Origin of the sequence: Trichocoleus desertorum AS-A10 (assembly GCF_039962155.1) — a bacterium.
Taxonomy (GTDB): domain Bacteria; phylum Cyanobacteriota; class Cyanobacteriia; order FACHB-46; family FACHB-46; genus Trichocoleus.
The window spans coordinates 73,189-91,520 of record NZ_JAMPKN010000015.1; the positions used below are offsets into that span (position 1 = coordinate 73,189).

An 18,332-nucleotide genomic window follows, 5' to 3' on the forward strand; every position below is an offset into this window, starting at 1 on the left:
AAAAATCAAAAAGTAATCGCAAGTTAATGAACTTAGTATGATCACAACCTTTAAATTTGCTTGAATCTAGATTAAACGTTTCTAGAATTTATGAATGAAATTACGAAGAAGCACTGTGATGATTGCTAATCACGGCACCGCTTATAGCAGCTAATCAAGCTAATCAAAGGGAAGTGAGAAGGCAAAAATCGTAATGAATGCTACCCAGACTGAGCCTATTCCAGCAGACATTCTTGTTGTAGACGATACCCCAGAGAATCTACGCCTTCTTGCCACTATTTTAGCTAAGGAAGGATATAACGTTCGCAAGGCCCTTAACGGTTCAATGGCGCTCACGGCTGTACAAACTGTGCAGCCAGACTTAATTTTGCTGGACATCATGATGCCCGGAATAGATGGGTATGAAGTCTGTTATCGCTTGAAAAGCAATCCACAGACAGCCAGAATTCCCATTATTTTCTTAAGTGCTTTGAGTGACGGTCTTGACAAGGCTAAAGCGTTTGATGGTGGTGGTGCAGACTACATTACTAAACCCTTTCAAGTCCAAGAAGTTTTGGCAAGGGTGCAGAATCAACTGACCTTAAAAGCTGTTGAACGCAAGAATGAGGAACTACAGGCTCAATTGGAAGCTAGGGTCAGAGAGCGTACCCATCAACTAGAAACGGCGAATCAAGAACTACAGCGAGAGGTCCAAGAGCGGCAACAGCTCCAAGCAGAACTGCTAAAAATGGCCCTCAATGATGTGCTGACAGGTTTACCTAACCGAGCTTTGTTTATGAAGAGGCTGGAGAAAGCCCTGCATCAAGCCCAGAGAGATGTAGCGTATCAATTTGCGGTTTTGTTTCTTGACTGCGATCGCTTCAAAGTAGTCAATGATTCTCTTGGGCATTTCGTGGGGGATGAGTTGCTAGTCGCGATCGCCCGTCGCTTAGAGCAATCCCTGAGTTCCCAGCACACGCTGGCTCGCTTAGGGGGAGACGAGTTTGCTGTGCTGCTGACAGAGGTAGACGACCTCAATAGTGCAACTCAAGTAGCCGATCAGATCTTGGCTGCTTTAGCTCAACCGTTCCAACTGGCTCGGCATGAGGTATTTATCAATGCCAGTATTGGCATTACCCTTCACCAACCCGGATACGAAAAGCCTGAGCACTTACTGCGTGACGCAGACACGGCTATGTATCGAGCCAAAGCGCTAGGCAGAGGACAATATCAAGTTTTTGATCCGGTCATGCATACGAGGGCGCTCCAGCTTTTGCAGCTAGAAACAGACTTGCGCCGCGCCATCCAACAGCAAGAGTTTGTGGTCCACTATCAACCCATTGTTGAACTTAACCATAACCAATTGGTAGGGTTTGAGGCGTTAGTTCGTTGGCATCATCCTCAGCATGGCTTACTGTCGCCAGCAATCTTTATTCCAGTCGCAGAAGAAACAGGCTTGATTACTCAGATTGGTCATTGGGTCTTGGGAGAAGCTTGCCAACAACTCTGCAAATGGCAACAAGGTAATCTAGATGGTCCTAATCTCTCGATCAGCGTTAATTTATCGGCACGGCAAGTCGCTCAACTCGACTTAGTCAAGCAAATAGATCAAGTCTTGGCCGACACTCAAGTCAATCCTCAGGCGTTGAAACTGGAGATTACTGAAAGTGTGATTATGGAAAACCCTCAATCTGCCAGTGTGATGTTTCAAGAACTGCGAGAACGACAGATTCAACTCAGCATTGATGACTTTGGCACTGGGTATTCTTCTCTGAGTTACCTACACTCTTTTCCTCTGAATATTCTTAAGGTCGATCGCTCGTTTGTGCAGCGGATGACAGATAGCTCTGAAGGCTCGGGGTTGGTGCCTCTGATCATCAACATTGCCCATTCTCTAGGACTCACTGTAGTCGCTGAAGGCATTGAGACGGCTCAACAACTGGCTCAGCTTAAAGCGCTCAATTGTGATTGCGGTCAGGGTTATCTGTTCTCTAAGCCTTTGACGGTGGAACAAGCAACTGAGCTAATTGTTAAAACGCCTCCCTGGTTAGACTCGGACGTCAATTCAGTGCCTTTAGCTGAAATTATTTAGTCAGTTGAGCAGCATAAAAAAGTCCCTGATTCTAGAACCAGGGACTGAGTGTAAAACTGAGCCTAAAGAGGTTTTATGCGATCGCTTCAGCTAAAGCGGGTGCTTCTGTCTGACTGACTTGGACTTGGCCGTCTTCGTCAACATCGACTAAGGCGATCGCGCCACTATGGATACGGCCTGAGAGAATCGCTTCGGCCAAGGCATCTTCTAGTAGACGAGTGATGGTTCGACGTAGCGATCGCGCTCCATAGCTAGGGTTGTAGCCTTCTGCCACTAAGCGATCTTTCATCCGCTCAGTGATTTGCAGGGTAATCCCCTGTTCCTCAGTGAGGCGAGTGGAGAGTTCGCGCACCATCAGATCCGAAATTTGCTTCACTTCCTCACGAATGAGTTGACGGAAGACAATGATCTCATCCAGACGGTTGAGCAGTTCCGGACGGAAGTACTGCTTCAGTTCCTCGTTGAGAAGCGATTTCACGCGGTTGTACTGCGCTTCGACTTGAGTCTCGGTGGCGAGGTCGAAGCCAAGACCACCGCCACCTTTCTCAATCACACGAGAACCGATATTCGAGGTCAAGATCAGCAGGGTGTTCTTGAAGTCTACGGTGCGGCCTTGAGAATCAGTCAGGCGACCATCTTCGAGGATTTGCAACAGTAAGTTGAAGACATCGGGATGGGCTTTCTCGATTTCATCAAACAGCACAACGGTGTAAGGCCGACGGCGTACTGCTTCGGTGAGCTGACCACCTTCGTCATAACCGACGTAGCCCGGAGGCGAGCCAACCAGCTTGGAGACGGTATGGCGCTCCATGTACTCAGACATATCGAGGCGAATCATCGCGTCTTCGGAGCCGAAGAAGTAGGCAGCTAGAGCCTTGGTCAGTTCTGTCTTACCGACTCCGGTAGGGCCAGAGAAGATAAAGCTCGCGATCGGACGATTGGGATCTTTCAATCCCACTCGTGCCCGACGGATGGCGCGAGAAACCGCAGTCACCGCTTCTTCTTGACCAATTAGGCGTTGATGCAGCGTATCTTCTAAGTGCAGCAACAACTCGGATTCTGACTCAGTCAGCTTGTTAACGGGGACTCCTGTCCAAGAAGCCACAATCTGAGCAATGTCTTCCTCATCGACCACAGGACGGCTAGAGAGCGCATTATTGACTTGCTTCTCAGCTTCCGTGACTGATTGAATCTCAGCTTCCAGAGCGAGTTCGCGATCGCGCAGTTGACCCGCTTGGTCAAAGTCCTGAGCCGCAACCGCCGCATTCTTGTCTTGCGTGACTTGCCGCAACTCTTGCTTCAAGGCTTTGGTGGCTGAAGTCTTGGAGTGGCTCAAGCGCACTCGTGAACCTGCCTCGTCAATCAGGTCAATGGCTTTGTCGGGTAAGAAGCGATCGGAGATGTAGCGATCGGCAAGCTTAGCGGCTGCTTCTAGCGCCAAATCGGCAATGGCGACTTTGTGGTGTTGCTCATAGCGATCGCGCAGTCCGTGCAGAATCTCGATAGTTTCGTCAACAGACGGCTCACCGACCATAATCGGCTGGAAACGACGCTCTAACGCAGCATCTTTCTCAATGTGCTTGCGATACTCATCTAGGGTGGTGGCACCAATGCACTGGAACTCACCACGGGCTAGGGCAGGCTTGAGCAAGTTGGCCGCATCCATGCCGCCTTCCACGCTACCCGCACCCACCAAGGTATGAATTTCGTCAATCACGAGAATGATGTTACCCGCTTGCCGCACTTCCTCGACAATGTTCTTGAGGCGTTCTTCAAAATCTCCGCGATAACGAGTGCCAGAGACTAAAGAACCCATACTCAAGCTGATCACCTGCTTACCAAACAGATTATCAGGCACAGCATGATCAGAAATCCGTTGAGCTAGACCTTCGGCGATCGCGGTTTTACCGACACCGGGTTCCCCGATTAGAACGGGGTTGTTCTTGGTGCGACGACCCAAAATTTGCACTGCCCGCTCAAGTTCTTTCTGGCGGCCAACCATCGGGTCAAGCTTGCCATCAATCGCCATTTGAGTCAGGTTAGTACCAAACTCCTCCAAAGTGCGGAGCTTGCTAGGACGCTTGTCAAAGCCGTTTTCTTGAGGACGAGCTGACGCTACTGCAGGAGTATTGCCAATCGCTTCTAGAACCCGCGATCGCACTTCATCTTTGTCAATGCTCAACCGCTCCAGAACCTTAACCGCAACTCCTTCGCCATCACGGATTAAGCCCAGTAATAAGTGTTCCGGGCCGATGTAGTTGTGCCCTAACTGTCGAGCTTCTGCCAGAGCTGCTTCAAAAACTCGCTTGACTTTGGGGGTAAAGGGCAGTTCAGCAGGTACAAAGCCAGACCCCCGACCAATAATCTTTTCAACTTCAGCCCGAGCGTCTTTGAGGCTAACACCCAGGTGTAGCAGGACTTTAGCGGCAATTCCCGTTTTTTCGCCAATCAGTCCTAGGAGAATTTGCTCGGTTCCCACGAGGTTGTGTCCCAGGCGACGTGCTTCTTCCTGGGATAACATGACTGCCTTAATGGCCTTTTCTGTAAAAAGTTCGAACATGGTGAGTTTCCCTTACCGAGCGATTTCGGCTGCAAATAAAACGGCTGCACCGAGCAGTCCAGTAGATGGTTTAGCAGGGCTAGAAATGGTCAACATCAAAATCCGCATCTACTAACGCTCCAGTCACTCAGCCAGTAATCCAACAGGCAATCACCTCCAAGGAAAAGTAGCCTGTATGAAGTTTTGTTGATTTCCTTAGACTTACTGTAACGCTCCCTTACCCCTTTCGTGGTGAGGAGAACCGAAGGTGTAACCGGGTAGTTGCCGCCTATGGTCACTACTCCAACCCGACCCAGAGGACGTTATACTCAGCGATCGCGCCTCATCATCTCTAAAGAACCTTGGAAGCGACGATCGCTGTTGATTTAGCCGACAATAGAAAGATGCTCGAATTACATTGTCATACCACTTTCTCCGACGGTACGCTTACTCCCACAGAGCTAGTGGAGCTAGCCGCCAAAACGGGAGTCCAAGCGTTAGCCATCACTGACCACGATACTTTAGGCGGTTGGGACGAAGCCTTGGCTGCTGCCCCCATCCATGACTTAGAAATTGTGCCTGGGCTAGAACTCAGTACTGTGCATTGCGATCGCTCTCTACACATCTTAGGCTTCTACCCAGACCGCGACAAATTAGCAGCACCTTTAGCAGAGCGCTTAGCAGGTCGCAAGCGGCGGGCCGAGAAAATGGTAGCTAAGCTCGCCGAACTAGGCTACCCGATTCAGCTACCCCACCTCGGAGAAGGCATGGCTCCGGGCCGACCGCATATTGCTGCGGCCTTAGTACAAGCTGGGCATGCTCCCTCTGTGCGGGAAGCGTTCGATCGCTGGTTAGGAGATGACAAGCCCGCCTATGAACATTACGAGAAATTCTCCGCGATCGATGGCATTCAGTTATTACGCATGTGTGATGCCGTTCCGGTGTGGGCACATCCTTATCTATTCCGAGGCGGAGAGGTAGAGGAAACACTTCCAGGATTAGTCGCAGCGGGTCTGATGGGCATAGAAGTCTATCATCCGAACCACAGCCTGAAGCAATCGCGGAAGCTAGAGAAGCTATGTATTCAGTATGGGTTACTCATGAGCGGTGGCAGTGACTTTCATGGCCCCCACCCCGACAGCAAGAATTCAAACAATACATCCTTGAATAGTTTGCGGATCTCCCTCTCTCTACTTCAACCCATCAAGCAAGCTGCATCAAACCTCCGTCAGCAAAAGAGCTGAAACGGGGTGGAGCGATCGCCCTCATCTAATCTCTTTATTGGGTTCGAGCTGCATTAGCGGCTAGGCGATCGACTAAGTTGGGTGCGACTAACTTCAGCCACTGCCCCACTTTGCCTTTCAGCGTCATCACCTCTTCTCGTTGTCGTCGCTCCATCGCGCGGATAATCTGCTGCACGCATTCCTCTACAGGCATCGTATCTTTCCCCTCGTCCCTGGGACTATGTCCTAAAGGTTTACCATCTGCCCCTAAAGCCCGTTCGCGGATATCCGTAGCAACAAATCCTGGAGAAACCACCAAGACATCTACGCTTGTTCCTTGCAGTTCAATGCGGAGCGTGTCAAAGAATCCTTGCATGGCATGTTTACTCGCCACATATCCCGATCGCGTGGGTACTCCCTGCTTGCCACAGAGAGAAGAGATCGCCACTAATAATCCTTTGCTGGTCTTTAGGTAAGGGAGAGCATGGTAAGTACAGTAGACTGCACCTAAATAATTAACTCGCATTACTTGCTCAAAAATAGAGAGGTCTGTAACCTCCTCGAACCGAGCGATCGCGCCGATACCAGCATTATTTACAAGGATGTCAATTCCGCCAAACTGCTGAACGGATTCATCAATTAAACGTTTGCAAGCATCCGGGTCAGTTACGTCTGCTAGAACTGCGATCGCGCGTGCTCCTTGTTGTTTGCAGGCTTCTACAGTTTCTGTCAGAGCTACCTCATTCCGAGCAGCTAAGACTAAGTTGGCTTGCTGTTGGGCCAGCGTAATTGCGAGTGCTCGGCCAATTCCATCTGAAGCACCTGTAAGGATAACTGTTTTGTGATTAAAGCGCATAAGAAGGGTACATTTCAAAAAGATCTAAAGGCATCCTATCGCGCAAAAATCAACTCAGTTAAGTTTTGTATCCAGAGATAGTGACTCGAAACAGTTTTATTGAAATCAAAACAGTAGAATTACTGGCTTTGGATTCTGAGAATAGGGTCAGAAGTTTTCAGAGAGATGAAAACACTTAAAGCCGATTGTTTGTATAGCCTACAAGTTAATAACAAATTAACAGTCATAGTAGCTTTACTATCTTTACTATTTATTTCTTAAGCTGTTGTATCTCGATTAAAAAATCCTTGTTTACACTGATTTTGATTCATAAAGCCTATGCACTGAGGGAGTCTCAACTACTTTAAGAGCTTTGCATATTGTGCTGAGAAGACATACGCTATTCTGCTGAATCGTTTTTTTGATTTACAGCGAATACTAGTTTTTAAGGTTCCTAGAGCAGAAAGCTTTAAGTTGGTGATTGTACTTAACAGTTCAAGTTGTCTCTTTGAAGTTGGTGTGAATTACTGATACTTAAAGCCTAGTATTTTGGCTAACTGTTAATAACATCTCTGCTCAAGCTTGTAATTAAGAGAATAAGAATTCTAGCTTTCAAAGCTTCCCGCAGTCTTCCACATCCTGGTCAAAAGGATTAGTCAAAGTAATACAAGAGGCATTATCCAGTGAAAAGAGTGAAGTCGAACAATAGAACTAGCGTCAAGCTTAAATTTAATTACCGCTCCCTAGTTGCAGGATTGTTCATTGCAGGTGGTGTGTTTCAACTGGTTACTCCGGTTCTAGCAGCTCCCGCAGCAAACACAACGATCAGCAACACAGCAACTGCGAGCTATACAGATCCAAGCACTGGCACGACTCTCAGCGCTACCTCCAACACCGTTACCGTGACAGTAGCCGAGGTTGCAGGTATTGATGTCAGCGCTTTAAATACTCCTGGTTCTGCTCAACCTGGTGGCACGCTTAACTACGACTTCAAAATCACCAACACTGGTAATGACCCCACTCGGCTCGTATTACCTAGTACTGCAAGCATCACTGGTACAGGTGCAGCAGGCGCATCTATCAGCCAGATCATCACCGCTGGCGCTGACGGCGTATTGGGCAACGCAGATGACCAAACTATCGCAGTTGGTGGTGCTCCATTACTGACTGGTTCAATCGCGGCTAACGGGATTATTAATGTCCGAGTTGTCCTTGCGATCGCCGCTAACGCTGCTCCTGGAACGGTTACGGTGGAATACGGCAAATCTGTCGATCCTGCCAGTACCAACCAAGTGTATGCAGCTAATGGAGCTTTAGACATCTACACCAATGACAACACTGATCCGAGCACTGTGCCTGGTGAAGTAGCAGGTGCTCCTGTCAATGGCACTCGCGAAGATAGCGCCACTCTAGATGGTGTGATCGGTAACGTCGCTGGTGTCCTGAATGGAACTAATGGCAATGCGGCTGCTACAGGTGATGGCACTAATAACAACACTGACTTCACCAACAAAGCTGTGGCACCGACCGATAGCAAACCTGGTAGCACTGCTAACGATCCAGGTGTAGTCACCTTCACCAATACGCTCAGCAACACTGGTAATGCTCCTGCCACCTTCCTGTTACGCCCTGACGCACCAGGTAGCACTGTACCTGCTGGAACCACGGCAACTATTACTGCGGGAGGTACAACTGGAACCTTCACTTGGAATGGTACTGCTTGGACTGGTACACCAGTTACTGTAAGCGTCGCTCCTGGAACGCCTGTCAACTATACAGTTACTGTAGATTTACCTGCTGGCACGAAGCTCTCTACTGATCTCACAACTCCAGGTGATCTCACAAGCCCGACTGCTGCTGTGGTTGGTGGCTATGCAATGCCTATCCTCGCCTTTGTAGATAGCAACAATGATGGAATTGCTCAGGTAACAGAGCCTCAAAACCTCACGATTGAGCGCACTTATCTAGGTTATGTAGCAATGTACAAAGAAGCTCAAATCCTAGAGACTGATGGCACCACCGTTGTTCAAGCTTTCACCACAGATGCTACTGCTTTAACAGGCAAACTCACGCCAGGACGTATTGTCGAGTATCGGATTTCCTACAAGAACATTTCCGAGACTGCTGCGGCCACCACGGGTAGTTCCATTCTCAATGCCACCAATCTCCAAATCGTAGAGGATGGCACTACAGGTGGTAACAACTGGGCGCTCGACCAAGATGGAAATACCATCATGGATACAGTTCACGTTTCTGGTATTGATGCTGGTGGAACAATTGTTACGACTGGTACTGATCCCAACATCACCAAGTATGTAGACACTATTTCTTCCCTAGCACCTGGTGCATCTGGCAAACTCGACATTCGTCGCAAGATGGGCAACTAAGCTCTGTTAGTCAAGATTGGGGCACTTTAAGTGGAGTGTCCCAATCACCTCTCCCTTCCCCCATCTCTCAACAAGTCCCTCACACTACTGCGAGAATTAATTATGAAACGCTCTTCTCTCATCGGTTTAAGTGCGATCGCCCTCGTTGCTTCCATTCCCTTCGTTAACGAACTACCTGTATCCGCTAGTTGGCTAAATCCTGGTACTAAGATTGCTCAAAACAATCAACGTCAAGCTCAGATGCAATTAGTTCTGAGCGCTGACAAAAAAATTGTGCAAAAAGATCAGCAAGGCAAAGAGAAAGTTACCTGGGAAGCGCTGAAAGGCAATGTAACCGTGCAGCCAGGAGACGTGCTTCGTTACACCTTGACTGGCGAAAACAAGAGCGATCGCCCTATCAAGGATCTCAAGCTAAATCAGCCTGTACCTCAAGGCATGGCTTATGTCATGAGTTCAGCAGCAATCAGCCCTAACGCTGGAACTCAAATCACCTATAGCATCGACCAAGGCAAGAGCTTTGTGGCTCAACCCAAAGTGTCGGTCAAGCAAGCTGATGGCAAAGTCGTCATGAAGCCCGCTCCCGCTGAAGCTTACACCAACATCCGTTGGACAATTGGCTCAGCAGTAGGTGCCAAGAGCACTCTGAAAGCAACTTACCAAGTCAAAGTTCGCTAAGCAAGCTTGAGGGCGATCGCTCTACACTTTCAGATTCGCCCTCCAATTTCTCTTATCTTGCTTATTTACAGCTTTTAAGTTATCTCATATCTCCAACAAGCAGTCAGAGAAGTTTACAACTGACTGCATAGGAATACTTATGCCTTTGCGATCGCTACCCCTTCTGGGCTGACAAGGAGATCCGTTACTGTGATGCCACTTTCCAAAAAACATATATTTTCACTTAAAAACTGGAGCCAGTGGGCAGTTGCAATCGCGGTGGCAAGCAGCTTACAACATTCACTTCCTGTTCTGGCTAAAGGCATTACAACGACTCAACTCTCTAACCAAGCCAGCTACACCTATAGCGATTCTGTTACCCAAGAAACCTTTCAAGGAAGTTCTGCCCCAGTTAGTACCAGCGTTGATCGCTTAGTTGATCCCTTTGGGCGTATCCGTGGCTGTGCTGGAGAGACGCTGAGCAGCTACGACGGTTTCAGCCTGGGAATTTATGAAACGAATCCTGGCGATCCCACAGGTGCAAGCTTAAACGGTTTGGTATCGCTAACCAAAACTGAGCTGCCTGATATTGCCAACAACGGTATTCCTGCTGGTATTGCACCCAATAGCGAAAATAATAATCCTTTCTTTTTTACCGATAGTGATGAAGGAACCTACAATTTCCTTCTTGATCCCAAGCGTGGGCAGATAGATGTAGGTAAAGCTTACATTCTCGTCATTAGTCCGCCAGAGAATACAGGTTATAGCCAGCGTCGTATCCGCATCATCATTACTGCCCGCACCAACGATACTGTCTCTTATACTGCTACATCATTAGATGGTAAACCCATCAGTAGCACTGATAATCGCTCCTCTGTGAGTGAGACTATTAATATTCAAAATGCAGAAGGTGCAGGCTTAGTCTTAGCGCTGCTCGATGTTGATGTTGACATATGTCAGTCTCAAGGCGTTCAAATTATTAAAACAGGCGATCGCGCGGCAGCAGAGCCAGGAGACACCGTTATCTATCGGCTCTCGGTCAAGAATTTGGCGACTGCGGCGATCGACAATGTCGTGATTACAGATACTCTCCCCGCTGGGTTCAACTTCCGACCTGACTCAGTCCGCGCTGAAATTGCCAATCAACCAGTTGCAGTCCCAACGAAACAGAATGGCTCAACTGTTACCTTTCAGCCCAATGTTTCCTTACTGCCTCAAGCTGACAATCAAAGTGCGGTTCTCAACATTGCCTACGCCGCTGTTCTCACGCCTGATGCAGTCCGTGGTACGGGTCTCAACTCTGCCATTGTTAGTGGCGATCGCGTTGATAACCGCCAAGGTGTGAAAGATGGACCTGCCACTCATCGCCTCCGCATTCGTTCTGGTATTTTGTCCGATTGCGGTACCATCATTGGTCGTGTCTTTGTAGACAAAAACTTTGATGGCGAACAACAACGAGGTGAACCCGGTGTCCCTAACGCTGTCGTGTTTATGGATGATGGCAACCGCATCACCACCGACCCCAATGGCTTGTTCTCCGTATCTAATGTGATTTCTGGTTATCGTACTGGGGTACTAGACCTCACGAGCGTCTCCGGTTACACCTTTGCCTCCAATCTCTATGTCAAAGAACGCAATAGCCAATCTCGCCTAGTGCATCTACAACCAGGTGGCTTGGTCCGAATGAACTTCGCAGTGACCCCAGCTTCCAGCGAAACCAAAAACCAGTGAATATACTACTGCTCTCACAGGGATAAGTTAAAAGGCTGACAACAGTCCAGTAAAACAGCGCAAGTGTTTAGAAGGCTTAAATTTTATCTTAGGGATATCCAGTTTTTCCTACCGCACATAGCCGAGTTTCCTAGCCTGAAACACTCCTAGTTATCTGCCAGCTCTGTAGGAAATCTTTATTTCACAAACCTCTATCCGCTGTGAGCAAGAGATGACTACGAAGCCTACAGGTTCTAAAATTAACGCCCTAAAGCTTGGTTTGCTCGGAGCTATCACCGGAACTGTAGGTCTAAGTGGGTTTCCCTTAGCTGCCCAGGCAAGCACAGAATTTGAGGTCTCCTTTCCAGAGACATCTATACAGCCAGGTACTATTTCTTCAGGCAATGAAGCACTTCACCCTCTAATCTTCTCACCTCAATTATCAGACAACTTAATTACGGCTCAAGCGATCGCTCCTGTTACAACGACTCCTGATGCCAAGTTAGAGGCTACGGCTACTGAGACTGCTCCACCTTTGCCAGCGACCACGACTCCCAGCGCCGAAGCATCACCAGTTCCAGAAAATACTACCGCTTCTACAGAGAGCAACAACCAAACTCAGCCAGCTATTAAAACTACTCCTGGAAGCATTCCGGCTGATGTCGCCCCTGCGGTTACACCTACCCCTGCTGCAACGCCTGAGAATACCAGCCCTGTTGCTCCTACAGAAGTCAAGATTCTCACGCCTACTACCAACACAGTTCTAGATATCCCTGCGACGACAGTAATTCTACAATTTGTGGAAGGCACACAGGTACAACTACAAACAAATGGAGCTACTGTTAGCACCACCTCAATTGGTCGTACAGAAACAGATACCAAAACTCGTATCATCACCCAAATTTGGTATGGTGTGCCCTTGAAAGAGGGAGACAATACCATCACTGCTCAGCCTACCACCAATGGAGTTGCTGGCACTCCCGTAGCGATTCAGGTACAAGTTCGGGGTAGCGCCACCCAACTGAGTATACAAACGGTTGAAACTCGTATTCCTGCGGATAGCCGTTCTACCGCTACAGTGCAAGGACAATTACTGGATGGCAAAGGCAACCGTTCCAATCGAGATGCGATCGTTACCTTAAGTACAAGCGCCGGAGAATTCGTTGGTGCCGATGCTAAAACCGATGAACCTGGGTTTCAAGTACAAGCTCGCCAGGGCCAGTTTACAGCCAACTTACGCTCTAGCTTGCAAGCTCAAACAGTAACAGTCCGCGCCAATATTGGTGAGTTAGAAGCTTTCACTCAACTTCAATTTGAAACTAACCTCCGCCCCTCTATCGCAACTGGCGTAATTGATGTGCGGTTGGGCAGACGAGGCAGCGACTACTACGGCAGCTTCCGCGATTATCTTCCTCTAGATGGCGACAACTCTACAGAGCTAGATGTGCGTGGGTCTGTCTTCGCCACTGGCAAAGTAGGCGATTGGCTCTTTACGGGAGCCTACAACAGCGATCGCAACCTCAACCAAACCTGCGATGCTAACAGCCGCCTATACCGAGATACACAGTTTTGTGAGCAGAACTATCCTGTATATGGTGATAGCTCTCGTGTTGATAACCTCACGCCTTCTAAAGATAGCCTGTACTTGCGGGTTGAGCGCTCCGCTAAAATTGCGGGTGCCGCTCCCGACTATGCCATGTGGGGTGACTATAACACCAACGAGTTTTCTACCAAATCTCAACAATTTACTGCGTTCACTCGCCAACTGCATGGCTTCAAAGCCAACTACAACATCGGTGATCTGCAAGTAACTGGCTTCTACGGCAACAACGTCGAAGGCTTCCAAAGAGATACGATCGCACCCGATGGCACCAGTGGCTACTACTTCCTCTCTCGTCGCTTGTTGGTCCCAGGTAGTGAAAATGTCTTTATTGAGCTAGAAGAACTGAATCGTCCTGGCACAGTGCTCGATCGCCAGTCTCTCAACCGAGGCCCTGACTACGACATCGACTACGATCGCGGTTCTGTCATTTTCCGCAAACCCATCCTCCGGACTGATATTAGTGACGAAGGTGAGGTATTGGTTCGTCGGATTGTCGTTACTTACCAGTATGAAGGTCAAGGTACCAGTAACATCTACGGTGGCCGAGTTCAATATCATCTAGACCGTACCCTCAATCATGAAAGCTGGCTCGGTGCAACTTATCTCAAAGAGAACCAAGGAATCAGGGATTTTGAACTCTACGGAGCAGATGCCCTCATCAATCTAGGTTCTAAGGGACAACTAATTGCAGAATACGCTCATTCTAAACACGACTCTGAAGTGATGGGCAAGGTGAGCGGTTCAGCTTACCGTTTAGAAGCTCAGGGAGAAATCGCTAAAGGCATTCAAGGCCGAGCTTATTACCGAGCAGCTGACCCAGGATTCGCTAATGATGCCACGATTAGCTTTGTCCCTGGTCAAACTCGCTACGGCGCTCAGGTTACAGGCAAGCTCTCCGATACCACCAACCTCCGGGCACAGTACGACCATGAAGATAACTATGGCGTTGCGCCCCGTTCCCTCGATACCTTAGAAGATTTGTTTGCGCCTCGTTCTACCGCCATTCCTGGTAGCCAGGTGGATAATTCTCTCACCACAATCTCAGCTGGCATTCAACAGAAAATTGGCAAATCTGATCTCACAGTAGATTGGATTCACCGCGATCGCGAAGATCGTCTCTATCCTGATCTCAGCGGCACTTCTGATCAGTTGCGTTCTCGCGTGACGGTTCCTATCGCCAGTAACCTCACTTTCCTAGCCCAAAACGAGATGACTCTTTCAGGCAAGGTAGATAGCGTCTACAACGATCGCACCCTTGTCGGTCTGGATTGGAAGCCGATGCCTGGAGTCGATGTGCGTCTGGCTCAGCAATTCTTTACTCGGGGTCAATATGCTGGAAATTCCATTACCAGCTTGGATGTCAACAGTTCTTACAAGCTCGGTTCTGACACCACCTTGACCGGACGTTATTCTTTGCTAGGTGGCGCTGACGGCATGAAGATGCAGGGCGCAGTGGGCCTCAACCAGCGCTGGAACATTGCTCCAGGTCTCCGCATGGATCTAGCTTATGAGCATGTGTTTGGTAACTACTCGCGTCGCACGGCTGCGGGCTCTCAGTTCCTTCAGCCCTTTGCATCAGGCCAGAGTGCTTCTTCTCTAGCATTGGCTTCTGGAGATAGCTACAGTGTTGGTTTAGAATACACTGACAATCCTAAGTTCCAAGCGAGTGCTCGTTACGAACACCGCTCCTCCTCTGAAGGCAGCAATACTGTAATTTCTGCGGCTGCCACAGGCAAGATCACTCCTTCTCTCACCGCTTTAGTTCGCTACCACCAAGCGAGTGCTGCTAACCAAAAGTTATCTGATTTGGGAGATACCAAAGATCTAAAAATCGGTTTGGCTTACCGTGATATTCATAGCGATAAATTCAATGCGCTGTTGCGCTATGAGTATCGCCAGAATCCTTCCATAATTCCAGATTCTCTCTTGCTAGGCAATGGCACTGGTTCTGAGGAGCATCTCCTCGCAGCAGAAGCGATCTACGCACCGAACTGGCGCTGGGAGTTCTATGGAAAATATGCGTTTCGTCATAGCTCCACCTATTTGGCTAAAGATTTAGTGGGTACTAGCAGTGTCTCCCTCGCCCAGCTCCGAGCCACCTACCGTTTAGGCTACAGCTGGGATGTGGTTGGAGAAGCTCGCTGGATCAATCAACCCAACACAGGCTATAGCGAAACTGGATTCAACATTGAGGCAGGCTACTATATGACTCCCAACTTGCGCCTAGCAGCAGGATATGGATTTGGCCGTGCTAGCGATCGCGATTTCAGTGGTTCTCGCTCAGTGGATGGTCCTTACCTCGGCCTCACAGTGAAACTGAATGAATTGTTTGATGGTTTTGGTTTACAGAAAGCACCTCAGCCTCAGCAACAGCCCCAAACTAAGCCAGTTGCCTCACATTCTTCTAGTCATTTAGCGCATACAACTGCAACCTCGGAAACAACATCTACAACATCCGAATTAGTTCCGGCTGCATCTGCAACTGTTAGCGGTAGTGGGGAATGATAAAGCTATGAAACTTCAACGCTTTCCTAATCTCAAGCTCCTGGCTTCTGCTGCGCTGGCCCTAGCGGGTGCCACTTTAGGGATTGCTAATCCAGCGATCGCCGCTCCTCAACTCACTATCACTCCAATTACCTGGAACGTAATTGGGCTAGATAGCGTTGCCTCTCAAATGCTCGGCGGAGCAGGCCCTGATCAGTTTCTAGAAGGAGCGCGCGTTTGTAATGTCGGTGATGCTACTGCAACCAATGTCACAGCTTCCTTTGTAAAAACTGGAGGCAGTAGCTATATCAGCTTAGTAGGAGCTAGTACACTCTCTATCCCTTCGCTACCCGCAGGCCCTACGTCCCATCCTCCAGGGAATACAGGCCCCACGCCCAGTAACTGCTCTGACTTCTATTTCAACGTAAAAATTGCTCGTGATAGAGCATCCTATTCTACCCTTGCTAACGCTAGCACCAGGCAGCAGTTTTATATTTCGGCCACTGGCACGGGGTTAGGAACTATCACGACACCTCAAAACCGAGAATTGTATGTTGAGAAGCTCGTTTCTCAATCACGAAACGCAGTTGATAGCATTTCTGGCCCCAGCACCGTCTTTGTAGGAGACATTGTTCAATATACAGTCAAGGGACACACAGCTCCTGGTGGTTACGAACAGCTGTCATTCCTACCTGTTTTACCTGGCTTTTTTCAGCTACTTTCTGTTTCTACAACCTACTCATCTCCGTCTGGCTCAACCAATAACGTTGTCTATGCCGATGCTTGCGGTTGGGAAAACAATCCCAGTAGTACTTATTATCACAACAACCTAACCTGTAATAACCCAGCCATTCCCAGTGGATATGTGGGTGAGAAAGTAGGTGATAACGTCACAACCGTTTATACAATTAAAATTTTATCAGCGGGTAGCGGCGCATTAACTAACATTATTTATGACTTCTCTGGAAGTAGTTACCACTACAATGCTGACGTTGGTACAGGCGCAAACTTATTTGCTGTGACTGCCTTTGCACCTTCGACTGGCATTGACTTGATGGTTCAGAAGACCCGTGTTGGCACTTTTGCCAATGGTATTAACGGGCAATACACACTGAACGTCTCAAACGCAGGGACACTCTCTACTACTGGAACCATCACCGTTACAGATGTACTGCCTGCATCTCTAGACTATGTTTCTGCGACTGGCAATGGTTGGACTTGTAACTATGTCTTAGCCAGTCGAACATTAACTTGTAGCAGTTCTGGTCCTTTAGCTCCTAAAACAAATAGCAACATTACGTTAACCGTTAAGCCGAATACAACAGGCACAATTTCTAACACTGCTACAGTGGCCACAGCCAATGATACGGTTGCTAGTAACAACACATCTAATGACACAACAACCGTTAATGCGCCTGTTAACTTGGCTGTTACTAAAACGGTTGGGCTAGCGAGTAGCCCTGGCACCCCGATTACCAGTGCTAGCCCTAATAGCAATATCACCTACACAGTCAAAGTTACCAATAATAGTGGTTTTGATATTACAGGAGCAAAACTCAGCGACATTGTTGACCCAGCCGTTACTGTTTCGACTACTTCGGCACCTGTTTGTAACCCCAGTGGAGGTAGTACTTGTACCTTAACTACAACAGGTAATGACGTTAGCGCGCTTCTCAACTTAAAAAGCGGTGGTAATGCCACTATTACTATTACTGGAACTGTGGCATCCTCAGCAACTGGCACTATTCCTAATACAGCTCAGGTTGCTCCACCTGCTGGATACGTGGATCAAAATCTTACAGATAACGCAGCATCCGCAGATGTGAACGTCAACGCTTCGGATTTAACGATCACCAAAACTCACACTGACAAATTTCTGTTAAACCAAAACAGCAGCTTTCTACTCACTGTTAAAAACATTGGCTTTGCAGCTACATCGGGCACCATCACGGTCACCGATCAGTTACCTACAGGTTTAACTTATCAATCAGCGGCAGGGGCAGGTTGGACTTGTTCTTTTAATGCCACGAACACTACAGTGACTTGTACCACTAGCAACGTTATTGCTGCTAGCAGCTCTGCTAACCCCATTACCATTACAGTTCGGCGAGATTCATCCGCAGCTACTACCAACACAGCTACTGTTTCCGGAGGTGGAGATAAAAATAACACCAATGATTTTGGTAGTGATGCGATCGCTGGTGTTTCTCAACTACGCTTAGTCAAGCGAATTACCGCAATCAATACTACGAATAGAACAGGTTTCGTAGACGGCATGGGTACAACCGATGACAACGCTACGAACTGGCCTTCCCCAACCAGTACCTCTTTGGCTGGGGTGATTAATGGAGGTGCTGTACGGTCTGGAGATGTAGTAGAGTACACCATTTACTTCCTCTCTGATGGTGGAGCGGATGCCCAAAACGTAGTGTTATGTGATCTTGTGCCTCTGAATCAAACTTTGGTGGCAAATGCCTATAGCACTGTAGCGGCAGCCCCAGGCGGAACAGCGGGCGCAACTCGTAGTATTGCGACTTCTGTTAATGGTGCTCAAGTTTCTTACACCGATTTGGTTGATGGAGATGCAGGTGGTTTCTATGTAGTTGGTGCATCAGTCCCCGTTCCAATAGGTGGGACTAGCCCTCAACCCTGTCCTGCTGCAAATACTAGTGCTAATGGTAATGGGGCAGTTGTGGTTAACCTTGGCACCCTCTTAAGAGCAACCGCTTCAGGCACACCTGCAAGCTCTTATGGCTTTGTGCGCTTTAAAGCGAAGGTGAACTAAGCTTAGTTTGAGCGGCTTGAACAGTCACTGGCTGAAGAAAG

The 18,332-nt window shown here is 48.5% G+C and carries 9 protein-coding genes; 7 read left to right on the forward strand and 2 right to left on the reverse strand.

The genetic code is table 11. The features are described from left to right. Nucleotides 1-193: 193 nt before the first annotated feature. Complete coding sequence (locus NDA01_RS18965) at nt 194-2,071, forward strand: two-component system response regulator (protein ID WP_348229168.1); 1,878 nt, start codon at nt 194-196, stop codon at nt 2,069-2,071. A 73-nt stretch (nt 2,072-2,144) separates the two neighbouring features. On the opposite strand, the gene NDA01_RS18970 is transcribed toward NDA01_RS18965, so the two are convergent. Beyond that, nucleotides 2,145-4,631, reverse strand: a complete 2,487-nt coding sequence (locus NDA01_RS18970; protein WP_348229169.1) for an ATP-dependent Clp protease ATP-binding subunit — start codon at nt 4,629-4,631, stop codon at nt 2,145-2,147. 383 nt (nt 4,632-5,014) lie between these two features. On the opposite strand from NDA01_RS18970, the gene NDA01_RS18975 reads away from it, so the two are divergent. After that, entirely contained in the window at nt 5,015-5,854 is an 840-nt protein-coding gene (locus NDA01_RS18975; protein WP_348229170.1) for a PHP domain-containing protein, read from the forward strand. Nucleotides 5,855-5,888: 34 nt separating this feature from the next. Here NDA01_RS18975 and NDA01_RS18980 read toward each other — a convergent pair whose 3' ends face one another. Beyond that, the gene (locus NDA01_RS18980; protein ID WP_348229171.1) at nt 5,889-6,689 is read right to left on the reverse strand and encodes an SDR family oxidoreductase; all 801 of its coding nucleotides are present in this window, start codon (nt 6,687-6,689) and stop codon (nt 5,889-5,891) included. A gap of 671 nt (nt 6,690-7,360) precedes the next feature. On the opposite strand from NDA01_RS18980, the gene NDA01_RS18985 reads away from it, so the two are divergent. The 5 genes from NDA01_RS18985 to NDA01_RS19005 all read left to right on the forward strand — a co-directional run bounded on the left by NDA01_RS18985 (nt 7,361) and on the right by NDA01_RS19005 (nt 18,291). Further along, the gene (locus NDA01_RS18985; protein ID WP_348229172.1) at nt 7,361-9,055 is read left to right on the forward strand and encodes a hypothetical protein; all 1,695 of its coding nucleotides are present in this window, start codon (nt 7,361-7,363) and stop codon (nt 9,053-9,055) included. Between the two features lie 102 nt (nt 9,056-9,157). Continuing rightward, a complete protein-coding gene (locus tag NDA01_RS18990) occupies nt 9,158-9,730 on the forward strand; it encodes a DUF11 domain-containing protein (RefSeq protein ID WP_190441831.1) in 573 nt (190 codons plus the stop codon). Between the two features lie 192 nt (nt 9,731-9,922). Continuing rightward, complete coding sequence (locus NDA01_RS18995) at nt 9,923-11,440, forward strand: hypothetical protein (protein WP_348229173.1); 1,518 nt, start codon at nt 9,923-9,925, stop codon at nt 11,438-11,440. A 211-nt stretch (nt 11,441-11,651) separates the two neighbouring features. Then, complete coding sequence (locus tag NDA01_RS19000) at nt 11,652-15,527, forward strand: TonB-dependent receptor (protein WP_348229174.1); 3,876 nt, start codon at nt 11,652-11,654, stop codon at nt 15,525-15,527. Between the two features lie 7 nt (nt 15,528-15,534). Then, nucleotides 15,535-18,291, forward strand: a complete 2,757-nt coding sequence (locus NDA01_RS19005; protein WP_348229175.1) for a hypothetical protein — start codon at nt 15,535-15,537, stop codon at nt 18,289-18,291. Nucleotides 18,292-18,332 lie beyond the last annotated feature (41 nt).